Origin of the sequence: Pleomorphomonas sp. T1.2MG-36, from assembly GCF_950100655.1 — a bacterium.
Taxonomy (GTDB): domain Bacteria; phylum Pseudomonadota; class Alphaproteobacteria; order Rhizobiales; family Pleomorphomonadaceae; genus Pleomorphomonas.
This window is the reverse complement of record NZ_CATNLY010000051.1, coordinates 136,736-153,045: the sequence shown is the minus strand read 5'-3', so window position 1 is coordinate 153,045 and position 16,310 is coordinate 136,736. Positions and strand designations below refer to the sequence as shown.

Below are 16,310 nucleotides of genomic sequence, written 5' to 3'. Positions count from 1 at the left end.
AATGCTTAATTTACCCTAGATAAATATTACCCTGTGATCTTTGCTCAACGAGCTTGTGCGAAGCCGAAGCCGGATGTCGAAGGCAGCCTTCCAGGGGCGTCAGGGCAGCCGCAGAATGTTGGTCTCGGGCTCGTCGAACACCTCGGACTCGCGCGTTGCAACGAACTCCGTTTCGGCCACGCTGTAGAGGCTGTGCAGGACCTCATCGACATCCCGCGCGTAGAAGGGCTTCTTGAGGAAGAAATCCACGCCGATGTGCGATGCCGCCCGGCGGATCGCCTCGTCGTCCTTGCCGGACATCAGCACGACATGCGCGTCGCCGGACGAGTAGAGGATCTCGCCCGCCGCCTCGAGGCCGTCGATGCCGGGCATCCCCACGTCGATGAAGGCGAGGTCGAAGTCGCCGCTCCGAAACAGGCGGATGGCGTCGGCGCCGCTGGCGGCCTCCTCGACGTCGAGCTTGAACCGGCTGTGCTTGACGATGCGCTTGACCACCGAGCGAACGGTGGCGCTGTCGTCGACGATCAGCACGCGGCGCGACTGAACCATCTTGACGATGCGCAGCAGCAGCATCGCCACCTTCGACTTGTCGAACGGCTTGGGCAGCAGGGCATAGGCGCCGCGCTCCTTCAAGGCCTCGATGGTGGCCGGCCTCGTGTCGGTCGAAATGGAGACCACGATGGGCGGGCGGCGACCGGCGAGTACGGCATCGAACCTCTTCAACAGCTCTATGCCGTTGATGTTGGGCATGTTGAGATCGAGAAACAGGACGTCGGGCACGCCCCGCAACAGGAACCGCCCGGCTTCGAGCACGCCCTCGACCTCGAACACATGGCAATCCGGCACGACCTCCCGGATCTCGGTGCGCAACTGCGCACGGACGATCGCGGAATCATCGACAATGAGCGCCCTGAGGTTCAGCATCTCGTCTTCCCGGTCGGATCGAACAACCCTTCTGTGTCTCGTGCCTCGCCCCGTCAGGCGGCCGACTTGACGGGCCGCTGGCCGCCGTCGCTTTCGGCGACCACCTTCTCGAACACGCGCACCAGATCCGGATCGAGCTTCGTGCCGGCCATCGACAACAGGATCGAGTAGGCTTCCTCAGTCGGTTTGGGCGGCTTGTAGGCCCGCTTCTCGGTCAAGGCCGCGAAGATGTCGCAGATGGTGATGATGCGGGTGATGTCGTCGATATCGCCGGCACGGAGCCCCCGAGGGTAACCCGAGCCGTCAAGATACTCGTGATGATCGCGGGCGACGCGGGCGATCTCGCCGCTGGTGTGCGGGTCGCGGGAGAGGATGTCGTAGCCGTGGACGACATGCCGTTTCATGATCTCCCACTCGTCCGGGTCGAGCGCGCCCGGCTTGTCGAGGACTTCGAGCGGCGTCATCGCCTTGCCGACATCGTGGAAAAACGCGGCATCGAACAGGCGGCCGGTCTGCAGCTCGCCGGCGCCGAGCGCCCGCGCGAAGGCGAGCGTGTATCCGGAGACGAGCGCGCAGTGCTGGGCGGTGCCGTCGTGGTAGTTCTGGATCAGGTCCATCCACACCGACATCGGCGACTTGCCGATCAGTTCGTCCATCGCCCGGCGCTGCCGCGCCGATTCCTCCAGCGGCGGGGCCACGGGGTTGGCCCTGAGGCGGCCGAACAGGTCGGCCACCGCGTCGGCGATGCCGTTCGACACCGACGTCCGCAAGGCCGCCGTCTTGGAGGCCTGATAGACGGCATGCGGGTCGACCTGGGCGATCAGCCCGACGAGGCTTTTCACGCTCATGTCGGTGGTGACGTTGATGAACGAGAACCCCGCCTGCTCGAAAACGGAAAAGCTCTGCGGATCCATGTCGCTCAGGAACAGGATGGCGCGGGATTTGAGCGGACCGACGAGGTCGGCGATCCGAGCCGGCGCGTGAACGCTCGGCTGGTACTTGCCGGCTACGACGACAATATCCTGCTTGCCGGCGCTGCCGGCCGACAGGGATTCCACCCGTCTCGCCTCGAACCCTTGCGTCAGCAAGTCACGCGCATGGGAATCGACCTCGGCGCGAGGCTCGCCCGCAAGCAGGATGCGAACACGGGATCGTCCCATCTGGCTGTCTTTCGCAGACGGTGTGTCTTGTCGCGCCTTGTTCAGCAGGCTCTCCGCACTGAAAAAACACGTCCCGTGTGGCGCCCGTACAGACGCTTTCACGAGGACTTCATTGCATGTTCAGAAGGAACCGTCGGCCGCGGCGGCTTCCGCTTGGCCGGCCCGGCCCCGGTGAATCCGGCGGCGAGACTGGCCCTGGCACATCGTCGGCGTCCCGCATCCGGCGAGCCGCCGGGCCAAGCGCAACCGATCGGCGCGCCCCGGCCCTAGTCTGCCAAGTCTTGTAGGCCCTGCACCTTGAAAATTTGTTACCGAGGTAACGACCCCCTTCGAAAGACGGGCAGTTCCCGCCCCGTGGCCTTCGAAGCCCCACCCGACAGGCTGCCGGTCAGCCGTCCTCGGCGAGCCTCAGCACGCGAGCGCCGGCGCCCTCGTCCTCGGCGAGAAGGCGCGTCAGCTCCGGCAGGATGGCCTCGGTCTCGTCGGCCAGCGTGAAGGGTGGGTTGGCGACGAGCACGCCGGCTCCGGCCAGAGGTCCGTCGCCACCCGGTTCACGCACCCATTGCTCGATGGCGATGAGGCGCGGGTAGCCAACCTCCGCCGCCCCCTTCAGGAAGGCGTCGACGGCGGCAATGTCCTTGATCGGGTACCAGACGAGAAGACAGCCGGTGGCGAAGCGCTTGCGGGCGTCCTGGACGGCGCGCAGGAGGCGATCGAACTCGCCGGGCTCCTCGAAGGGCGGATCGATCACCACCACGCCCCGCCGCTCGTGCGGCGGCAACTGGGCGCGGACGGTGACGTAGCCGTCCTCAGAACCGACGCGCACCCGCCGGTCGCCGGCAAACATGGCAGCGAGCGTCGCCGCATCCTGCGGGTGCAGTTCGTTGAAATGATAGCGATCCTGCAGCCGACCGAGCGCCGTGGCGATGGCCGGCGAACCTGGATAGATCAGAAGATCGTCGCCGCCGTTGACGGCACGGAGGGCCGCCCGCCAGGGGGCGAGCCAATCAGCGAGCGCTGGCGACAGGCGCGCCGCCCTGATGCGGCCGACGCCGCCTTCCCATTCGCCCGTCCTGAGCGCCTCGTCGGCGGCGAGGTCGTAGAGACCGATGCCGGCGTGGCTGTCGATGACGCGATAGCCGGCGTCCTTGCGGCCGAGATAATCGAGGATGCGGGCGAGCACGGCGTGCTTCAGCACGTCGGCGAAGTTTCCGGCATGAAAGGCGTGACGGTAGTTCATGGCGCGAGAGCTAGATCACATGCCAGCCCTGCGGCAAGGAAATTCGCCATTGCCGGTCTGCGGTCCCACTGCTGCCGCATGTGCAACCCAGATTTCGTGTCGAGCGTTGAGTCGGACATGAATGGTCCATGAACGACCAGTTCAGCCCGCGCTCAAAGCAAGGATGAGATAAGGTTGATCATTGAATGTTCGGTCGCCCGGACCGGCCCAGGAGTGGCCATCGGCGTTGCCGGCAAAGGAGTGAAAGCCATGTTGAAACCCCTACTGTCGATTGCCGTGCTCGCCGCCGCGACCATCGCGGCTCCGGTGGTGGCCTCGGCGGCGCCCGCCCGCGTCACGGCCAACGTCAACCTCCGGGCAGGTCCGGGTACCGAGTATTACCCGATCGTCGTGTTGCCGGCCGGCGCGCCCGTCGAGCTCTACGGCTGCCTGCAGGGCTACACATGGTGCGACGTGTCCTACGGCCGCGAGCGCGGCTGGGTGTCGTCGCGCTATCTCTCCACCTTCTATCGCGGCCCGGCCTATCGTCCGCGTCCCTCCGCCTCGGTGCCGTTCCTGACCTTCAATTTCGGCTACTGGGACAACCACTATGCCAAGCGGCCGTGGTATCAAGATCGCCCGCGCCCGGGTCGCCCCGGCCCCGATTGGAACCGGGACCGTCCGCGCCCCGACTGGGACCGGGACCGTCCTCGCCCTGACTGGGATCGCGATCGTCCGCGTCCGGACTGGGATCGGGACCGCGACCGGGATCGTCGGGACTGGGACCGCGACCGGGATCGCCGGGACTGGGACCGTGACCGTCGAGGCGGGCCTTCGAACGGCCGCTGCGGGCCGGGCGCCGTTGCCTGTCCCGACAACAACTGAGGCCAAGCCCGCAAGGGCAAGGCCATCAACGAGGGGAAACGCGATGTCGATGCGACGTCTGGCCACGGCGTTCTGCCTGGCCGGCCTGACCTCCTCGGCGGCCGGCGCGCTGGCCGCGCCGGCCGAAGTGTTGGCCGCCGTCAATCTCCGCACCGGTCCGGGCGCGCAGTACTATGCCATCATGGTGCTGCCGCCCGGCGCGCCGGTCGAGATCTATGGCTGCCTCAACGATGACAGCTGGTGCGACGTCGGCTACGGGCAAACGCGAGGCTGGATTGCCTCGCGCTATCTTGGCACCGTCCGCGACTGGGCGCCCGAGCAGCGCATCCTGCGACCGCCGGTGCTGACGCCGCCACCGATCTATCGCGAGCCGCCGGTCTACGCCAATCCACCGCCGATCTATCGCGAGCCGGAGTGGGCGCCGCCAGAGGTCTATCCGGGCGAGGTCTACATCGAACCGCCGCCGGGCTACGGCTACCGCCCGCCCGTGGTGGTCGGCCCGCCGATGCCGCCCCTGCCCCAGCCGGACGTCGACATCTATCCGGCAAGGCCCCAGGCCGCACCGCCACCCACCGCCGCCCGACCGCCCATGGTTGTCGGCACGCCGCCGGCAGCCCAGCCCGCAACGCCTCCGGCCACTGTCACCCAGCCCACCGCGCCGCAGACCGGACCCACGGGTCAATCATCCGCCAGTTCGGGTCAGCTGGCGGCCCCGATGACGACGCCGTCACCGACCGAAGCCAAGCCGAAATACGGTGGCGCCGTCGGCAAGCCCGGCGCGCCCTGCAAGTGGGTGAACGGCGTCTGCCGCAACGACTGACGACCCGCGCCTTCAGCCGCCCGCGTCCTCAGCCGAAGGCGCGGCCGGCGAGGTGAATCAGAAGGTAGAGGTAGAGTTGCGTCGTCTTGCGCAGGCGCTTCGACAGGAGCTTGCGCGAGGCGCGATCCCGCATCTCGTTGATTTCCGCGACGGTCACCCGGCGGAAGGTGCTCTCGCTCGGCAGCGCCGCGATCTGCTCGGGCGTCGCCCTCCACTTGCGGGGCGGGAAGAGATCGTAGACGAAGCGCGGATCGTCGGCCGGCGTCAGGTTGCCATCCGGCCGCTGTTCGGGGTTCCAGCCGCCGACCAGCGGCATGTAGATCCGCTTGGCGTCCGACAGCCAGGCGGCCAGCCAGGAGAAGGTGCTGGGACTGACGACGATGTTCTTCGAATTGCGGATGATCTGGAAATCGCGGATCGGCGTCGTGTGCGGCACGTACAGCGCATCGGGAAATTCCGCGCGGATCATGTTGCTGTAGTAGTCGTCGAACAGTTGCCCCATGAACACCGGCTTCTTGCCCGTCTCGTTCAGGATGGACCGATAGTAGGCGAGCGGCACCGGACCGTAGTCGCCGGCCTTGCCGAACAGGATATCCTCGCCGCGAATGTTGATGACGATATGGGCGTCGTCGAAGCCCGGCGCGTCCTCCTCGGGCAGAGGCTGGAACAGCGTGTTCGCATTCTCGCGCGACAGAAAATGCCGGTAATCGACCTTGATGGACCGCATCATCACCGACGCCGCCAGCCCCGAGCGGCAGAGCCGGTGAACGTGGTCGAGCGACACGTTGGCGCCCCGCACCAGCAGCGGCACGTAAGGATGGCCGACGATGACAGGCTTCGACAGCCGCCAATCCGGCATGTGATAGCCGACGACCTCGAAATCGGGCAGTGTCTCGACCAAGCGGCGGGCCACCATCAACTGCATCATCTGGTTGCCCAGGCGTCCGCTGCCCTGGTCGATGACGAATTTCTTCACGGTCGAACTCCCGTCTCAACGCAAGCGCCATAAATCACACTTCATCCCGCTTGGAAATCGCCGCCGGCACCTGTCGCCCTGCTGCCACGCTCTGACCGCAGTGCATGTGATAAGATGTCCGTTCGCTGAGGATACCGATGAGTCCGCGCATGGCACCCCGCAAGCCCGCTTCCGCCCCCGATACCGATCCGGCACCCGGTTTTTCCGAGATGCCGCAGGCGCCGTTCGAGGGAACGCCGTTGAAGGGGTCCTTTTCGGACTGGCTGAAGGACGTCTCCGACGACGCCGCCAAGCCCCAGCCGTCAGAGTCGCGGATCGTCGAGGAAACCATCGCCAAGCCCGGCAAGCGCAAGCCGAAGGCCGAGCTGACCTCGCGCAAGTCGTCGCGCGGCGGCTCGCTGGGCGGCTCCACCGATCCGAAGACGCGCGCCGCCGGTGGCCTCAACCCCGTCGCCGGCATGTCGGTGTCGATGGAGGAGGCCGAGGCGATGCCGCTGGGCGGCGTCACCGCCACGGTGAAGGCGCTGGAGGAGATGATCCAGAAGGGCCGCGACATCTTCCGCGACGGCCAGCCCTGGGTGCCGCACCGGCCGGACCGCCCGCCCAAGTCGGAAGGCGGCATTCCCTTCCGCCTGTCGTCGGCCTACGAGCCGAAGGGCGACCAGCCCACGGCCATCGCCGACCTGCTGGCCGGCATCGATCAACAGGACAAGACGCAGGTGCTCTTGGGCGTCACCGGCTCCGGCAAGACCTTCACGGTGGCCAACATCATCGCCGCCACCAATCGCCCTGCCCTGATCCTCGCCCCGAACAAGACGCTGGCCGCCCAGCTTTACTCCGAGTTCAAGAGCTTCTTCCCGGACAACGCCGTCGAGTATTTCGTCTCCTACTACGACTACTTCCAGCCGGAAGCCTACGTTCCGCGCACCGACACCTATATCGAGAAGGAATCGACCATCAACGAGCAGATCGATCGCATGCGCCACTCGGCGACGCGCTCGCTGCTCGAACGCGACGATGTCATCATCGTCGCCTCGGTCAGCTGCATCTACGGTATCGGCTCGGTCGAGACCTACACCGCCATGACCTTCGGCCTGGAGGTGGGCAACCGCATCGACCAGCGGCAGTTTCTCGCCGACCTCGTCGCCCTGCAATACAAGCGCGCCGACGTCGGCTTCGCCCGCGGCACCTTCCGGGTGCGCGGCGACACCATCGAAGTCTTCCCGGCCCACTTGGAGGACCGCGCCTGGCGCATCTCGCTGTTCGGCGACGAAGTGGAATCGATCACCGAGTTCGACCCGCTGACCGGCCACAAGTCGGCCGACATGAAGTTCGTCAAGATCTACGCCAACTCGCACTATGTGACGCCCAAGCCGACGCTGGCCCAAGCCATCAAGTCGATCAAGGCGGAGCTGCGCGCCCGTATCGAAGAGCTGAACGCCCACGGCCGCCTCTTGGAAGCGCAGCGCATCGAGCAGCGCTGCACCTTCGACATGGAGATGATCGAGGCGACCGGCTCCTGCGCCGGCATCGAGAACTACTCGCGCTACCTCACGGGACGCGCGCCCGGCGAGCCGCCGCCGACCCTGTTCGAATACCTGCCCGACAACGCCCTGGTCTTCATCGACGAAAGCCACGTCACCGTGCCGCAGATCGGCGCCATGTATCGCGGCGACTTCCGGCGCAAGGCGACGCTGGCCGAATACGGCTTCCGCCTGCCCTCCTGCATGGACAACCGCCCGCTGCGCTTCGAGGAATGGGACGCCATGCGGCCGCAGACCGTCTGCGTCTCCGCCACCCCCGGCGGCTGGGAGCTCGACCAGTCGGGCGGCGTGTTCGCCGAGCAGGTGATCCGCCCGACCGGCCTGATCGACCCGCCGGTGGAGATCCGTCCGGCCCGCACCCAGGTCGACGACCTCCTCGGCGAAGTACGGCAGGTGACCAACGCCGGCTATCGCACGCTGGTCACCGTGCTGACCAAGCGCATGGCCGAGGACCTCACCGAATATCTGCACGAGCAGGGCATCAAGGTCCGCTACATGCACTCCGACATCGACACGCTGGAGCGCATCGGGATCCTGCGCGACCTGCGCCTCGGCGCCTTCGACGTTCTGGTCGGCATCAACCTCTTGCGCGAGGGCCTCGACATCCCCGAATGCGCGCTGGTCGCCATTCTCGATGCCGACAAGGAAGGCTTCCTGCGGTCGGAGACCTCGCTGGTCCAGACCATCGGCCGCGCCGCCCGTAACGTCGACGGCAAGGTCATCCTCTACGCCGACAAGACCACCGGCTCGATGGAAAGGGCCATCGCCGAGACCAACCGTCGCCGCGAGAAACAGGTGGCCTACAACGTCGCCAATGGCATCACGCCAGAGAGCGTCAAGCGGTCGATCGGCGACGTGCTCAACTCGGTCTACGAGCAGGACCACGTCCGCGTCGACACCGGCCTCGCCGAGGAAGGCGAGATGATCGGCCACAACCTCAAGGCCTACATGGCCGATCTGGAGCAGCGGATGCGCAAGGCCGCCGCCGATCTGGAATTCGAGGAAGCGGCCCGCCTGCGCGACGAACTGAAGCGGCTGCAAGCGGCGGAACTGACCATTGCCGACGACCCGATGGCCCGCCAGAGCGACGTCGATGCCGCCGGCGGCGGTTTCGGAGGCGGCAAGAAATACGGCAAGGCCGGCAACACGCCACCAACCCGCGTCCGCAAGAACAGCCTCGACGAGATGACCGTCGGCCGCACCGAAGTGCCGATGGGCAGCGAACCGCCCAAGCGCCCACCGCCCAGCACGGCGGCGGGAACGGTGGCGGGCAAGAAGCGCGGGCGGTGGGGGAAGTAGGGTTAGAGTACCGACCACCCTCGCCGCTATAGCGGAAGATCTTGTTCGCTCCGGCCGCAAGCCCCCCGTTTGCCGGTTACCGACCGCCGAAAATGCACTTGGCGATTTGTACTCATGTCTGCAACCGCGAAATCAGTTACCCTCCTAGATTGAGGTATGTCGTTTGGCGCCTTGTGCGGTGCGGTGGAGACCGGAGGCCTAAATATGCGGTTCTTGTTATTTGTTGTGCTTTGCCTGGGGATGGCTGGAACAGCGCGGTGCGAAGAAAATCCCACGTTCATATGCACCGTTAAGGATTTCAGGTGGGACAGTCCGTACTTTGCATATGACAAAGTATTCGACGAGAAAATGCGCAAGAAAATATTTAGAATATTCGATATGGGAGGCAAAATTAAAATAAAATCAAATCCCATAGAAATAAAATCCGACGGCATCGACCTTTTTGTCATAGGAAGAAGTGGAATTAATATATTTGCCGTTCAGAAAGATATAGATATGGGAACTAACAGCCTAGTTATTGGGCCATCACCCCGACCCGGAACAGGAACAAGCGATTCGGTGGCTACGTTTACGAATCAGACCTCCCGAAGTGTTTTCGTATATCATCTCGAATGTAGCCGAAACTGATTAGCGAGAGGCAAGTATCGACTACGCTTTCTCGCGATGGAGTTTTTGAACATGTCTGCAACCACCCCTGACGCAGACTTCTTTCGTTCGCTTGAACAAAAGCTGCACCGCCCCGAGGTTCGGCGCTCGCCGGACGCCGTTCGCGCGCTTCTCGCCGACGCGTTCATCGAGTTTGGCAGTTCGGGAACCGTTTACGACAAGGCGTCGATCATAGAAGCGCTCGCCACCGAACCGATGGGCGAGGCCGCGCTCGTTCCGGGCGTGGATGATTTCGCAACCCGCCTCATTTCAACGACCGTCGTCCTCGTGACTTACCGAAGCAGTCGTCTCCGCCCCGACGGAACAGGGGCAAGAACCACATTGCGCAGCTCCATCTGGACGTTGATTGATGGCCGCTGGCAGATGCTGTTTCACCAGGGAACGATCGTCCCGCTCGGCTGAATCCCGGCCTACCGTCCCCGCCTTGCCCCCCTCTGCCCCAGCAAGATGCTGCCGAAGATCAGGGCGATGCCCAGCCATTGCATGAACGACAGGGTCTCGTCCTTGAACAGCCAGCCGAGGGCCACCGCCGTCACCGGGCTCAGGAAGCCGAGCTGCGCCACGAGGTTGGTGTTGAGGCGGGCGATGCCACGGAACCAGATGACATAGGTGAGGCCGGCACCGATCAGGCCGAGGTAGGCGACGCCGATGAGATTGTCCGTCGTGAAACCGGCGAGCGTCGGCATGTTGCCGACGAGGGCCGGCAGCAGCAGGATGCCGCCCGCCGTCAGTTGCCAGGCGGTGAAGGTGAGCAGCGGCACCGGCGGCTGCCAGCGCCGCGTCAGTACGGTGCCCAAGGCCATGGACAGGGCGCCGAGGAGGCCCGCCATGATGCCGGTGGCGTCGAGCGCCGCGCTCGGCTTCAGGATCAGCAGGCCGACACCCAAGGCACCGCCCACTGCGGCGGCGATCGATACCGACATGATCGGCGTGCCCACCAGCAGCCGCGCCAGGAACACCACCACCAGCGGCTGGACCGCGCCCACCGTGGCGGCGACGCCGCCGGGCAGCCGGTAGGCGGCGGTGAACAGCATCCACCAGAAGAACGAGAAGTTGAGCGCGCCGAGCAGGAAGACGCGTGGCCACCAGACGCCCGTCGGCAATTGCCGGGTGACCAGGAGGAGCAGCAGGCCGGCCGGCAAGGCACGCAGGAGCGAGACCAGCAGCGGGTCGAGCCCCGGCAAATAGGTCACCGTCACGATATAGGTGCTGCCCCAGACGAGGGGCGCCAGGGCGGTGAGGGCGATATCGGAAAGCCGGTTCATGATCACTCCATTTATCTCGACGTCAAGATAAATAGCTCGGAGCCGCTGTCAATCGGTGGCACGATCACACCTGCGGCATCAGCGGCGATGACGCGCCGAAACGGGCCAGGGATCCGTAAGACTCGGGGCCTGTTCGGAAATCGGGTAGGCGCGGCAGCGTGAACATGCAAAGTTCGCACACCTCTCCCATTCCCGAGTCCCGCCCATGAAGTGCCTCGTCGTCGTCGCCCACCCGCTGTCGGACAGCCTCACTCGGTCGCTGGCCCGCTTTGCCGTCGAGCGGCTCGAGGCGGCCGGCCATGAGGTGACCGTGGAAGATCTCTACGGCAGCGGTTTCGGCGCCGCGCTCACCGAGGCCGAGCGCCGGAGCTACTACGCCGACGGGTTCGACGCGACGGCGGTCTCCGGCGAGGCGGCGCGGCTGACGGACGCCGAGGCGCTGGTGCTGGTGTTTCCTACCTGGTGGTACGGCTTTCCGGCCATCCTGAAGGGCTGGTTCGACCGCGTCTGGTCGCCGGGCATCGCCTTCGACCATTCCAGCAACTTCGGGCCGATCAAGCCACGCCTCAAGTTGGCCCGCGTCCTGGCGATCACTACGCTCGGCTCGCCCTGGTGGATCGACACGCTGGTGCTGTGGCAGCCGGTGCGTCGCATCCTGCGCATCGCCATCCTCGGCGCCTGCGCCCGGAGCGCCCGCTTCAACATGCTGTCGCTGCACTCGGCCGAGAAGCCGCCGCGCGAGCGAGTGGCCCGCTTCGAACAACGCATCGCCGCCATCCTCGACCGCTGGCCGACGACGCGCTGACGGCCAGCGCAGAGTCACATGGCGCAAGCCGGCGACGGCACTCGACGACATGCGCGAGAGCCGACTTGAATGGATACAAAAACCCAGTCGGCCGGGCTCGAAAGATCGCTGGCGGAACCCTAAATGGAGGAAACTAGAGGCTTTCTTCCTGGGAGATCCCAGGGGAGAGTCTTGACCGCACGTAGAGCCGCCACGCGAGGGGAATGAACATGACCGAGAAGTCCATCCTGAAACTCTCGATCTGGATGACGTTTCTCGTGGCGTCCGTCGGCGTGGTGTTCGGTCTCGTCTCCGGATCGTCGGCCATCATCTTCGATGGCGTCTACTCGCTGACCGACGCCTCCATGACCGTGCTGGCATTGACGGTATCAAACCTGATCGTCGGGTCGTCAGGAGCTGGAAATCTGAGGGACCGCCTGGCAAAGCGGTTCACGATGGGATTCTGGCATCTCGAGCCGATGGTGCTGGGCCTGAACGGCGTGCTGCTGATCGGCACCGCCATATACGCGCTGATCAACGCCGTCGGCAGCATCCTGCAAGGCGGGCACTCGCTGAACTTTGGCCAGGGGATCGCCTACGCGGTCATAGTCGCCACGACGGCCGTCGGCATGGCGATCTACAACGGTCGGGCAAACCGCACCCTCCAATCGAGCTTCGTCGCCCTCGACGCGAAGGCATGGTGGATGTCCGCCGCGCTCACCGGCGCCCTTTTGCTGGCCTTCATCTTTGGCTGGCTCGTGCAGGGAACGGAGCTCGAATGGGTCTCACCTTACGTGGACCCGCTGGTCCTTGGCGCCGTGTGCCTGCTGGTCATCCCCATCCCGATCGGCACGGTCAAGCAGGCGCTGCTGGACATCTTGCTGGTCACGCCCCCGGAGTACAAGCAGCATGTCGACCGGGTCGCGCAAAGGGCCGTGGAGGAGCATGGCTTCTCGTCATTCCGCTCCTATGTCGCAAGAGTCGGACGCGGACGGCAAATCGAGATCTACTTCATCGTGCCGGCGGACAGGCCGGCGCGGCGGCTTGAGGAATGGGACGCGATCCGGGACCAGATTGGCGAAGCCATTGGTGGCGAGGGCCCCGACCGCTGGCTGACCATCGCTTTCACGACGACCCCCGAATGGGCGGAATAGTCTTCGCCCGAGGTCCGCTTGGACGGCGAGTCCATGTCTCTCGTCAGCGGTGCGGCGGCGCGGTGACTTGCGCCGCCGGCTTGTCGCCGCGCACGAGCGCCATCGAGACCACGCCGACGATGAGGACGAGCGCCAGCACGTAGAGCCCGACCCGATAGTCGGCGGTGGCACTCTTCAATCCCCCCATGATGTAGGGGCCGAAGAAGCCACCGGTGTTGCCGATCGAGTTGATCAGCGCCACCCCGACGGCCGCGGCAAGGCCGCCCATGCGCGCCGTGGTGAACGCCCAGAACGGACCGATCACCGACCAGAGCCCGATCAGGGCCAGCGACAACGCGACGAGGGTCCCGACGAGTCCGGTGGCCATGCCGGCGAGAACGCAGCCGACGGATGCCAGCACGAGCGCGCCGATCACATGCAGCTTCCGCTCGCCGAGGCGGTCGGAGCTCCAGCCGATGGCCAGCATGCCGACAATCGCCGCCAGGAACGGGATGGCGTTGTACCAGCCGAGCAGCGACAGGTCCGTGCCGCCGAGGACATCCTTCAGGATCTGCGGCATCCAGAACGCCACGCCGTACATGCCCAGCACCATGCAGAAATAGACGGTCCCCAACAGGCCGGCCTTCCAGAACAGGCTGCGTCCGAGCAGGTTGAACTGGTGGAGCGCAAGATATCCCGCTTCCCTGTCCAGCGCGCCTTGAAGAGCGGACTTCTCCCCGTCCGTCAGCCATTTCGCCGCCATGGGGGTGTTCGGCAGCACCAGAAGGACCAGCACGCCGAGGACGACCGCCGGTATGCCTTCCAAGGCGAACAGCCACTGCCAGCCGCGCACACCCCACAAGCCATCCATGCCGAGGAGCCACATCGACAGCGGACTGCCCACCAGCCCGGCCACCGCCGTCGAGGACGCGAGCACGGACAGCGCCCGCGCGCGGTCCTTCGGCAGCAGCCATTGATTGAGGTAGAGAATGACGCCCGGCAGAAAGCCCGCCTCGGCAATGCCCAGAAGAAACCGGCAGAGATAGAACGTCGCCTCGTTGTGGACGAAGGCCGTCAGCGCGGAGATGACGCCCCAGCTGATCATGATCCGGGAGATCCACAGCTTCGCCCCGACCCGCCGCAGGATGAGGTTGCTCGGCACCTCGAACAACACGTAGCCGGCAAAGAACAGCCCGGCCCCAAGGCCATAGGCGGCCGGCGACAGGCTGAGATCCTCGTTCAGCTGAAGGGCGGCGAAGCTGACGTTGATGCGATCGAGATAGGCGGCCACATAGCCAAGGCAAAGCAGCGGCAGAAGTCTCAAGGCGATTTTCTTCGAGCCGGACCGCATCACGTCTTGCATATCGTCCTCACCTTCCGGCGCGCGTCGGCCGGACTGCCCGCCGTTCTCGGAGCCGAGCGCCAACGGACACCGCCCCTTCTGCCTCATAGCGATCTTCGCGCCGTGTGCCGAGAGCTTTCTCTGGCGCCAACACGGCTTCCATCCGCCGGCTTGCGGGTGGGCGCCCCACGCGTCGCGTCCCTGGGGTCGATCCCGTGCCACGACGAGTTGCCCGTTTTCGATTGTGGCCTATATTAGGCGGAACTGCGTAGCCAGCTGGAAGGGGCCTTCATGCGTAGCGTTCTCGCCGTCCACCCTGCCCACCGCGACGACATCGCCGATCTCGTCACCCGCCGGCCGCTGCCGGGACCTGACGTCGAACAGGTCGATCCCTTCCTGTTTCTCAACCACCACGGCCCGCAGATCTACCCGCCCGGCAACCGCGGCCTGCCCTTCGGCCCGCACCCTCATCGCGGCTTCGAGACAGTGACCTTCATCCTCCAGGGCAGCCTGTCGCACCTCGACAGCGGCGGCCACGAGAGCATCATCGAAGCCGGCGGCGTGCAATGGATGACCGCCGGTTCGGGCCTCGTCCATGCCGAGCTGTCGCCGGAGGCCTTCAAACGCGAAGGCGGGCCGCTGGAAATCCTGCAGCTCTGGGTGAACCTGCCGCCTCCGCTGAAGATGACCGAGCCACGCTACACCGGCGTGCAGCGGGCTGACATTCCCGCCCTGTCGATCGCCGCCGGCAACGGCACGCTCCACCTGGTTTCCGGCGAGTTCGGCGGCGCCACCGGCCCGATCAAGTCTCTGACGGAAGTCTTCCTGTCCTGGGTGGAGCTGAAGGCCGGTGCCAAGGCTGCCCTCCAGGTCGAGAAGGGGCGGCACGTCTTCCTCTACATCGTCTCCGGCCGGGTCGACATCGCCGGCACGTCGGTGGACAAGTACCACCTGGTGGAACTCACCGATGACGACGACAGCTTCATCGTCGGCGCCGCCGACGACGCCGTGCTGCTGTTCGGCCATGCCACGCCGATCGACGCGCCGCTGGTGGCGCACGGCCCCTTCGTCATGAACAGCGAGGACGAAATCCGTGAGGCCTATGCCGATTATCGCGCCGGCAAGTTCGGCGACCCGGCCAAGCTGATCCGGGCGAGCCATGCCGGCTCCGCCGAGTAGCGGACATTCGGGGAGTGCCGAGACGGCCAGGGCCGCCTCGGCCGTTCGTCACGGCAGATTGTCGCGCATGTAGATGTCGAGCTGGACCGGCGGCGGCAGGGCGGTGACGTCACTGTCGACATAGGCCTTGAGCGCCTGGATCGCGTAGTCGACCTCGATCTTGTAGTTCTGGTTGATGACGGCGTCGAAGGTGCCGGACACCAGTGCCCGGCGGGCGTGGCGCGTCAGCTCGTGAACGACGACGGCGATATCGTCCTTGCGCTCGCTTTCACCGAGCGCTTCGATAACGCCGCGATTGCCGGCGCCGATGTTGTAAAGGCCGATGAGGTCGTCGTGGTCGCGCAGCAGCTGGCGGACCACCTCGATGGTAACCGTGCTGTCGTCTCGGCCGTCGATGACGGGCAGTATCTTCAGGAAGCCGTACTCGCGGGATATCACCTGCTCGAAGCCAAGGCGGCGATCGGCCTGATCGCGCAGGGTCATGGAGCCAATCAGGCCGACCGACCCCGTCTGGCGGCGAGCGAACTTGCCGATCAGCGAGCCGGCTAGCCGGCCGGCGCCCACATTGTTGGGTCCGACGCTGTGGAAGCGCCTCGACGGCGTGACGTCGGACACCAGCGTCACTACACCGACGCCCTTCTGGACCAGGCTGTCTATGGCCTCGCGAACGGGGACCGAGTCGATCGCCACCACGGCGACGCCCATGCAGCTCTCCGGATTGACGGCCGCCAGGACGTCGGTGAGCTCGTTCTCGTCGAGCTCGCCATAGTCCGAAACGGACAGCAGGGTACCCTGCGCCGCCATGTTGCCGCCGAGCGTCTCGACGTAGTTGCGCATCTCCACCATGAAGGTGTTCTTGGGGCCGCGCGGTATGATGAAGGACAGGCGATATTCCCGTTCGCCGGTAGCGCTGGCCTCCACGGTCTGGCTCTTGAAGCGCAGCACCTCCATGGCCTTTCGCACGCGGGCCTCGGCGTCCTCGCTGACGCCGGAACGGCCATTCAGGACGCGGTCCACCGTGGCCAGGGAAACCTGTGCCTCGGAGGCGATGTCACGCAAAGTTACCCGCTTCACCCGAACATACTCCTCGTTACTGGCTGCATAGGACGATTCC

Annotated in this window: 14 protein-coding genes; 7 read left to right on the top strand and 7 right to left on the bottom strand. The window is 65.5% G+C overall.

Going from position 1 to position 16,310, the window contains the following annotated elements; translation table 11 throughout:
• Positions 1-99: 99 nt before the first annotated feature.
• From QQZ18_RS19990 to QQZ18_RS19980, 3 genes are all read right to left on the bottom strand, one after another.
• Positions 100-924, bottom strand: coding sequence for a response regulator (locus tag QQZ18_RS19990; RefSeq protein WP_284542732.1), 825 nt, complete (start codon positions 922-924; stop codon positions 100-102).
• 53 nt (positions 925-977) lie between these two features.
• On the bottom strand, positions 978-2,084 hold the full coding sequence (locus QQZ18_RS19985; protein ID WP_284542731.1) for an HD-GYP domain-containing protein: 1,107 nt from the start codon (positions 2,082-2,084) through the stop codon (positions 978-980).
• 388 nt (positions 2,085-2,472) lie between these two features.
• A complete protein-coding gene (locus QQZ18_RS19980; RefSeq protein ID WP_284542730.1) occupies positions 2,473-3,324 on the bottom strand; it encodes a 23S rRNA (adenine(2030)-N(6))-methyltransferase RlmJ in 852 nt (283 codons plus the stop codon).
• A 249-nt stretch (positions 3,325-3,573) separates the two neighbouring features.
• Between QQZ18_RS19980 and QQZ18_RS19975 the strand changes: the two genes are divergently transcribed.
• Positions 3,574-4,188, top strand: coding sequence for an SH3 domain-containing protein (locus QQZ18_RS19975; protein ID WP_284542729.1), 615 nt, complete (start codon positions 3,574-3,576; stop codon positions 4,186-4,188).
• 43 nt (positions 4,189-4,231) lie between these two features.
• The gene (locus QQZ18_RS19970; RefSeq protein ID WP_284542728.1) at positions 4,232-5,008 is read left to right on the top strand and encodes an SH3 domain-containing protein; all 777 of its coding nucleotides are present in this window, start codon (positions 4,232-4,234) and stop codon (positions 5,006-5,008) included.
• Between the two features lie 28 nt (positions 5,009-5,036).
• On the opposite strand, the gene QQZ18_RS19965 is transcribed toward QQZ18_RS19970, so the two are convergent.
• Entirely contained in the window at positions 5,037-5,984 is a 948-nt protein-coding gene (locus QQZ18_RS19965) for a hypothetical protein (protein ID WP_284542726.1), read from the bottom strand.
• A gap of 149 nt (positions 5,985-6,133) precedes the next feature.
• Between QQZ18_RS19965 and uvrB the strand changes: the two genes are divergently transcribed.
• Positions 6,134-8,827, top strand: coding sequence for an excinuclease ABC subunit UvrB (uvrB, locus tag QQZ18_RS19960; protein ID WP_342398936.1), 2,694 nt, complete (start codon positions 6,134-6,136; stop codon positions 8,825-8,827).
• A 663-nt stretch (positions 8,828-9,490) separates the two neighbouring features.
• Positions 9,491-9,895: a nuclear transport factor 2 family protein gene (locus QQZ18_RS19955; protein WP_284542725.1), complete on the top strand. Its 405-nt coding sequence runs from the start codon at positions 9,491-9,493 to the stop codon at positions 9,893-9,895.
• An 8-nt stretch (positions 9,896-9,903) separates the two neighbouring features.
• On the opposite strand, the gene QQZ18_RS19950 is transcribed toward QQZ18_RS19955, so the two are convergent.
• Positions 9,904-10,758, bottom strand: a complete 855-nt coding sequence (locus QQZ18_RS19950) for a DMT family transporter (protein ID WP_284542723.1) — start codon at positions 10,756-10,758, stop codon at positions 9,904-9,906.
• A gap of 205 nt (positions 10,759-10,963) precedes the next feature.
• On the opposite strand from QQZ18_RS19950, the gene QQZ18_RS19945 reads away from it, so the two are divergent.
• Together QQZ18_RS19945 and QQZ18_RS19940 are read left to right on the top strand one after the other, a co-directional pair.
• Positions 10,964-11,563: an NAD(P)H-dependent oxidoreductase gene (locus QQZ18_RS19945; RefSeq protein ID WP_284542721.1), complete on the top strand. Its 600-nt coding sequence runs from the start codon at positions 10,964-10,966 to the stop codon at positions 11,561-11,563.
• Positions 11,564-11,772: 209 nt separating this feature from the next.
• On the top strand, positions 11,773-12,696 hold the full coding sequence (locus QQZ18_RS19940; protein WP_284542719.1) for a cation diffusion facilitator family transporter: 924 nt from the start codon (positions 11,773-11,775) through the stop codon (positions 12,694-12,696).
• A gap of 43 nt (positions 12,697-12,739) precedes the next feature.
• Here the strand turns inward: QQZ18_RS19940 and QQZ18_RS19935 are convergent, their stop codons facing one another.
• Positions 12,740-14,038 (bottom strand): MFS transporter, encoded by a 1,299-nt coding sequence (locus QQZ18_RS19935; protein WP_284542718.1) that lies wholly within the window; start codon positions 14,036-14,038, stop codon positions 12,740-12,742.
• A gap of 270 nt (positions 14,039-14,308) precedes the next feature.
• On the opposite strand from QQZ18_RS19935, the gene QQZ18_RS19930 reads away from it, so the two are divergent.
• Positions 14,309-15,196 (top strand): pirin family protein, encoded by an 888-nt coding sequence (locus QQZ18_RS19930; protein WP_284542716.1) that lies wholly within the window; start codon positions 14,309-14,311, stop codon positions 15,194-15,196.
• 48 nt (positions 15,197-15,244) lie between these two features.
• Here the strand turns inward: QQZ18_RS19930 and QQZ18_RS19925 are convergent, their stop codons facing one another.
• Positions 15,245-16,270 carry a LacI family DNA-binding transcriptional regulator gene (locus tag QQZ18_RS19925; RefSeq protein WP_284542715.1) on the bottom strand — a complete coding sequence of 342 codons (1,026 nt, stop codon included), beginning with the start codon at positions 16,268-16,270 and terminating at the stop codon, positions 15,245-15,247.
• Between the last annotated feature and the right edge of the window lie 40 nt (positions 16,271-16,310).

Excerpts from the sequence above, each read along its gene's own strand:
- QQZ18_RS19975 (WP_284542729.1), top strand. The coding sequence starts at position 3,574 with ATGTTGAAACCCCTACTGTCGATTGCCGTGCTCGCCGCCGCGACCATC.
- QQZ18_RS19970 (WP_284542728.1), top strand. The coding sequence starts at position 4,232 with ATGTCGATGCGACGTCTGGCCACGGCGTTCTGCCTGGCCGGCCTGACC.
- QQZ18_RS19940 (WP_284542719.1), top strand. The coding sequence starts at position 11,773 with ATGACCGAGAAGTCCATCCTGAAACTCTCGATCTGGATGACGTTTCTC.
- QQZ18_RS19930 (WP_284542716.1), top strand. The coding sequence starts at position 14,309 with ATGCGTAGCGTTCTCGCCGTCCACCCTGCCCACCGCGACGACATCGCC.
- uvrB (WP_342398936.1), top strand. The coding sequence starts at position 6,134 with ATGGCACCCCGCAAGCCCGCTTCCGCCCCCGATACCGATCCGGCACCC.
- QQZ18_RS19955 (WP_284542725.1), top strand. The coding sequence starts at position 9,491 with ATGGAGTTTTTGAACATGTCTGCAACCACCCCTGACGCAGACTTCTTT.
- QQZ18_RS19990 (WP_284542732.1), bottom strand. The coding sequence starts at position 924 with ATGCTGAACCTCAGGGCGCTCATTGTCGATGATTCCGCGATCGTCCGT.
- QQZ18_RS19950 (WP_284542723.1), bottom strand. The coding sequence starts at position 10,758 with ATGAACCGGCTTTCCGATATCGCCCTCACCGCCCTGGCGCCCCTCGTC.
- QQZ18_RS19980 (WP_284542730.1), bottom strand. The coding sequence starts at position 3,324 with ATGAACTACCGTCACGCCTTTCATGCCGGAAACTTCGCCGACGTGCTG.
- QQZ18_RS19945 (WP_284542721.1), top strand. The coding sequence starts at position 10,964 with ATGAAGTGCCTCGTCGTCGTCGCCCACCCGCTGTCGGACAGCCTCACT.
- QQZ18_RS19985 (WP_284542731.1), bottom strand. The coding sequence starts at position 2,084 with ATGGGACGATCCCGTGTTCGCATCCTGCTTGCGGGCGAGCCTCGCGCC.
- QQZ18_RS19935 (WP_284542718.1), bottom strand. The coding sequence starts at position 14,038 with ATGCAAGACGTGATGCGGTCCGGCTCGAAGAAAATCGCCTTGAGACTT.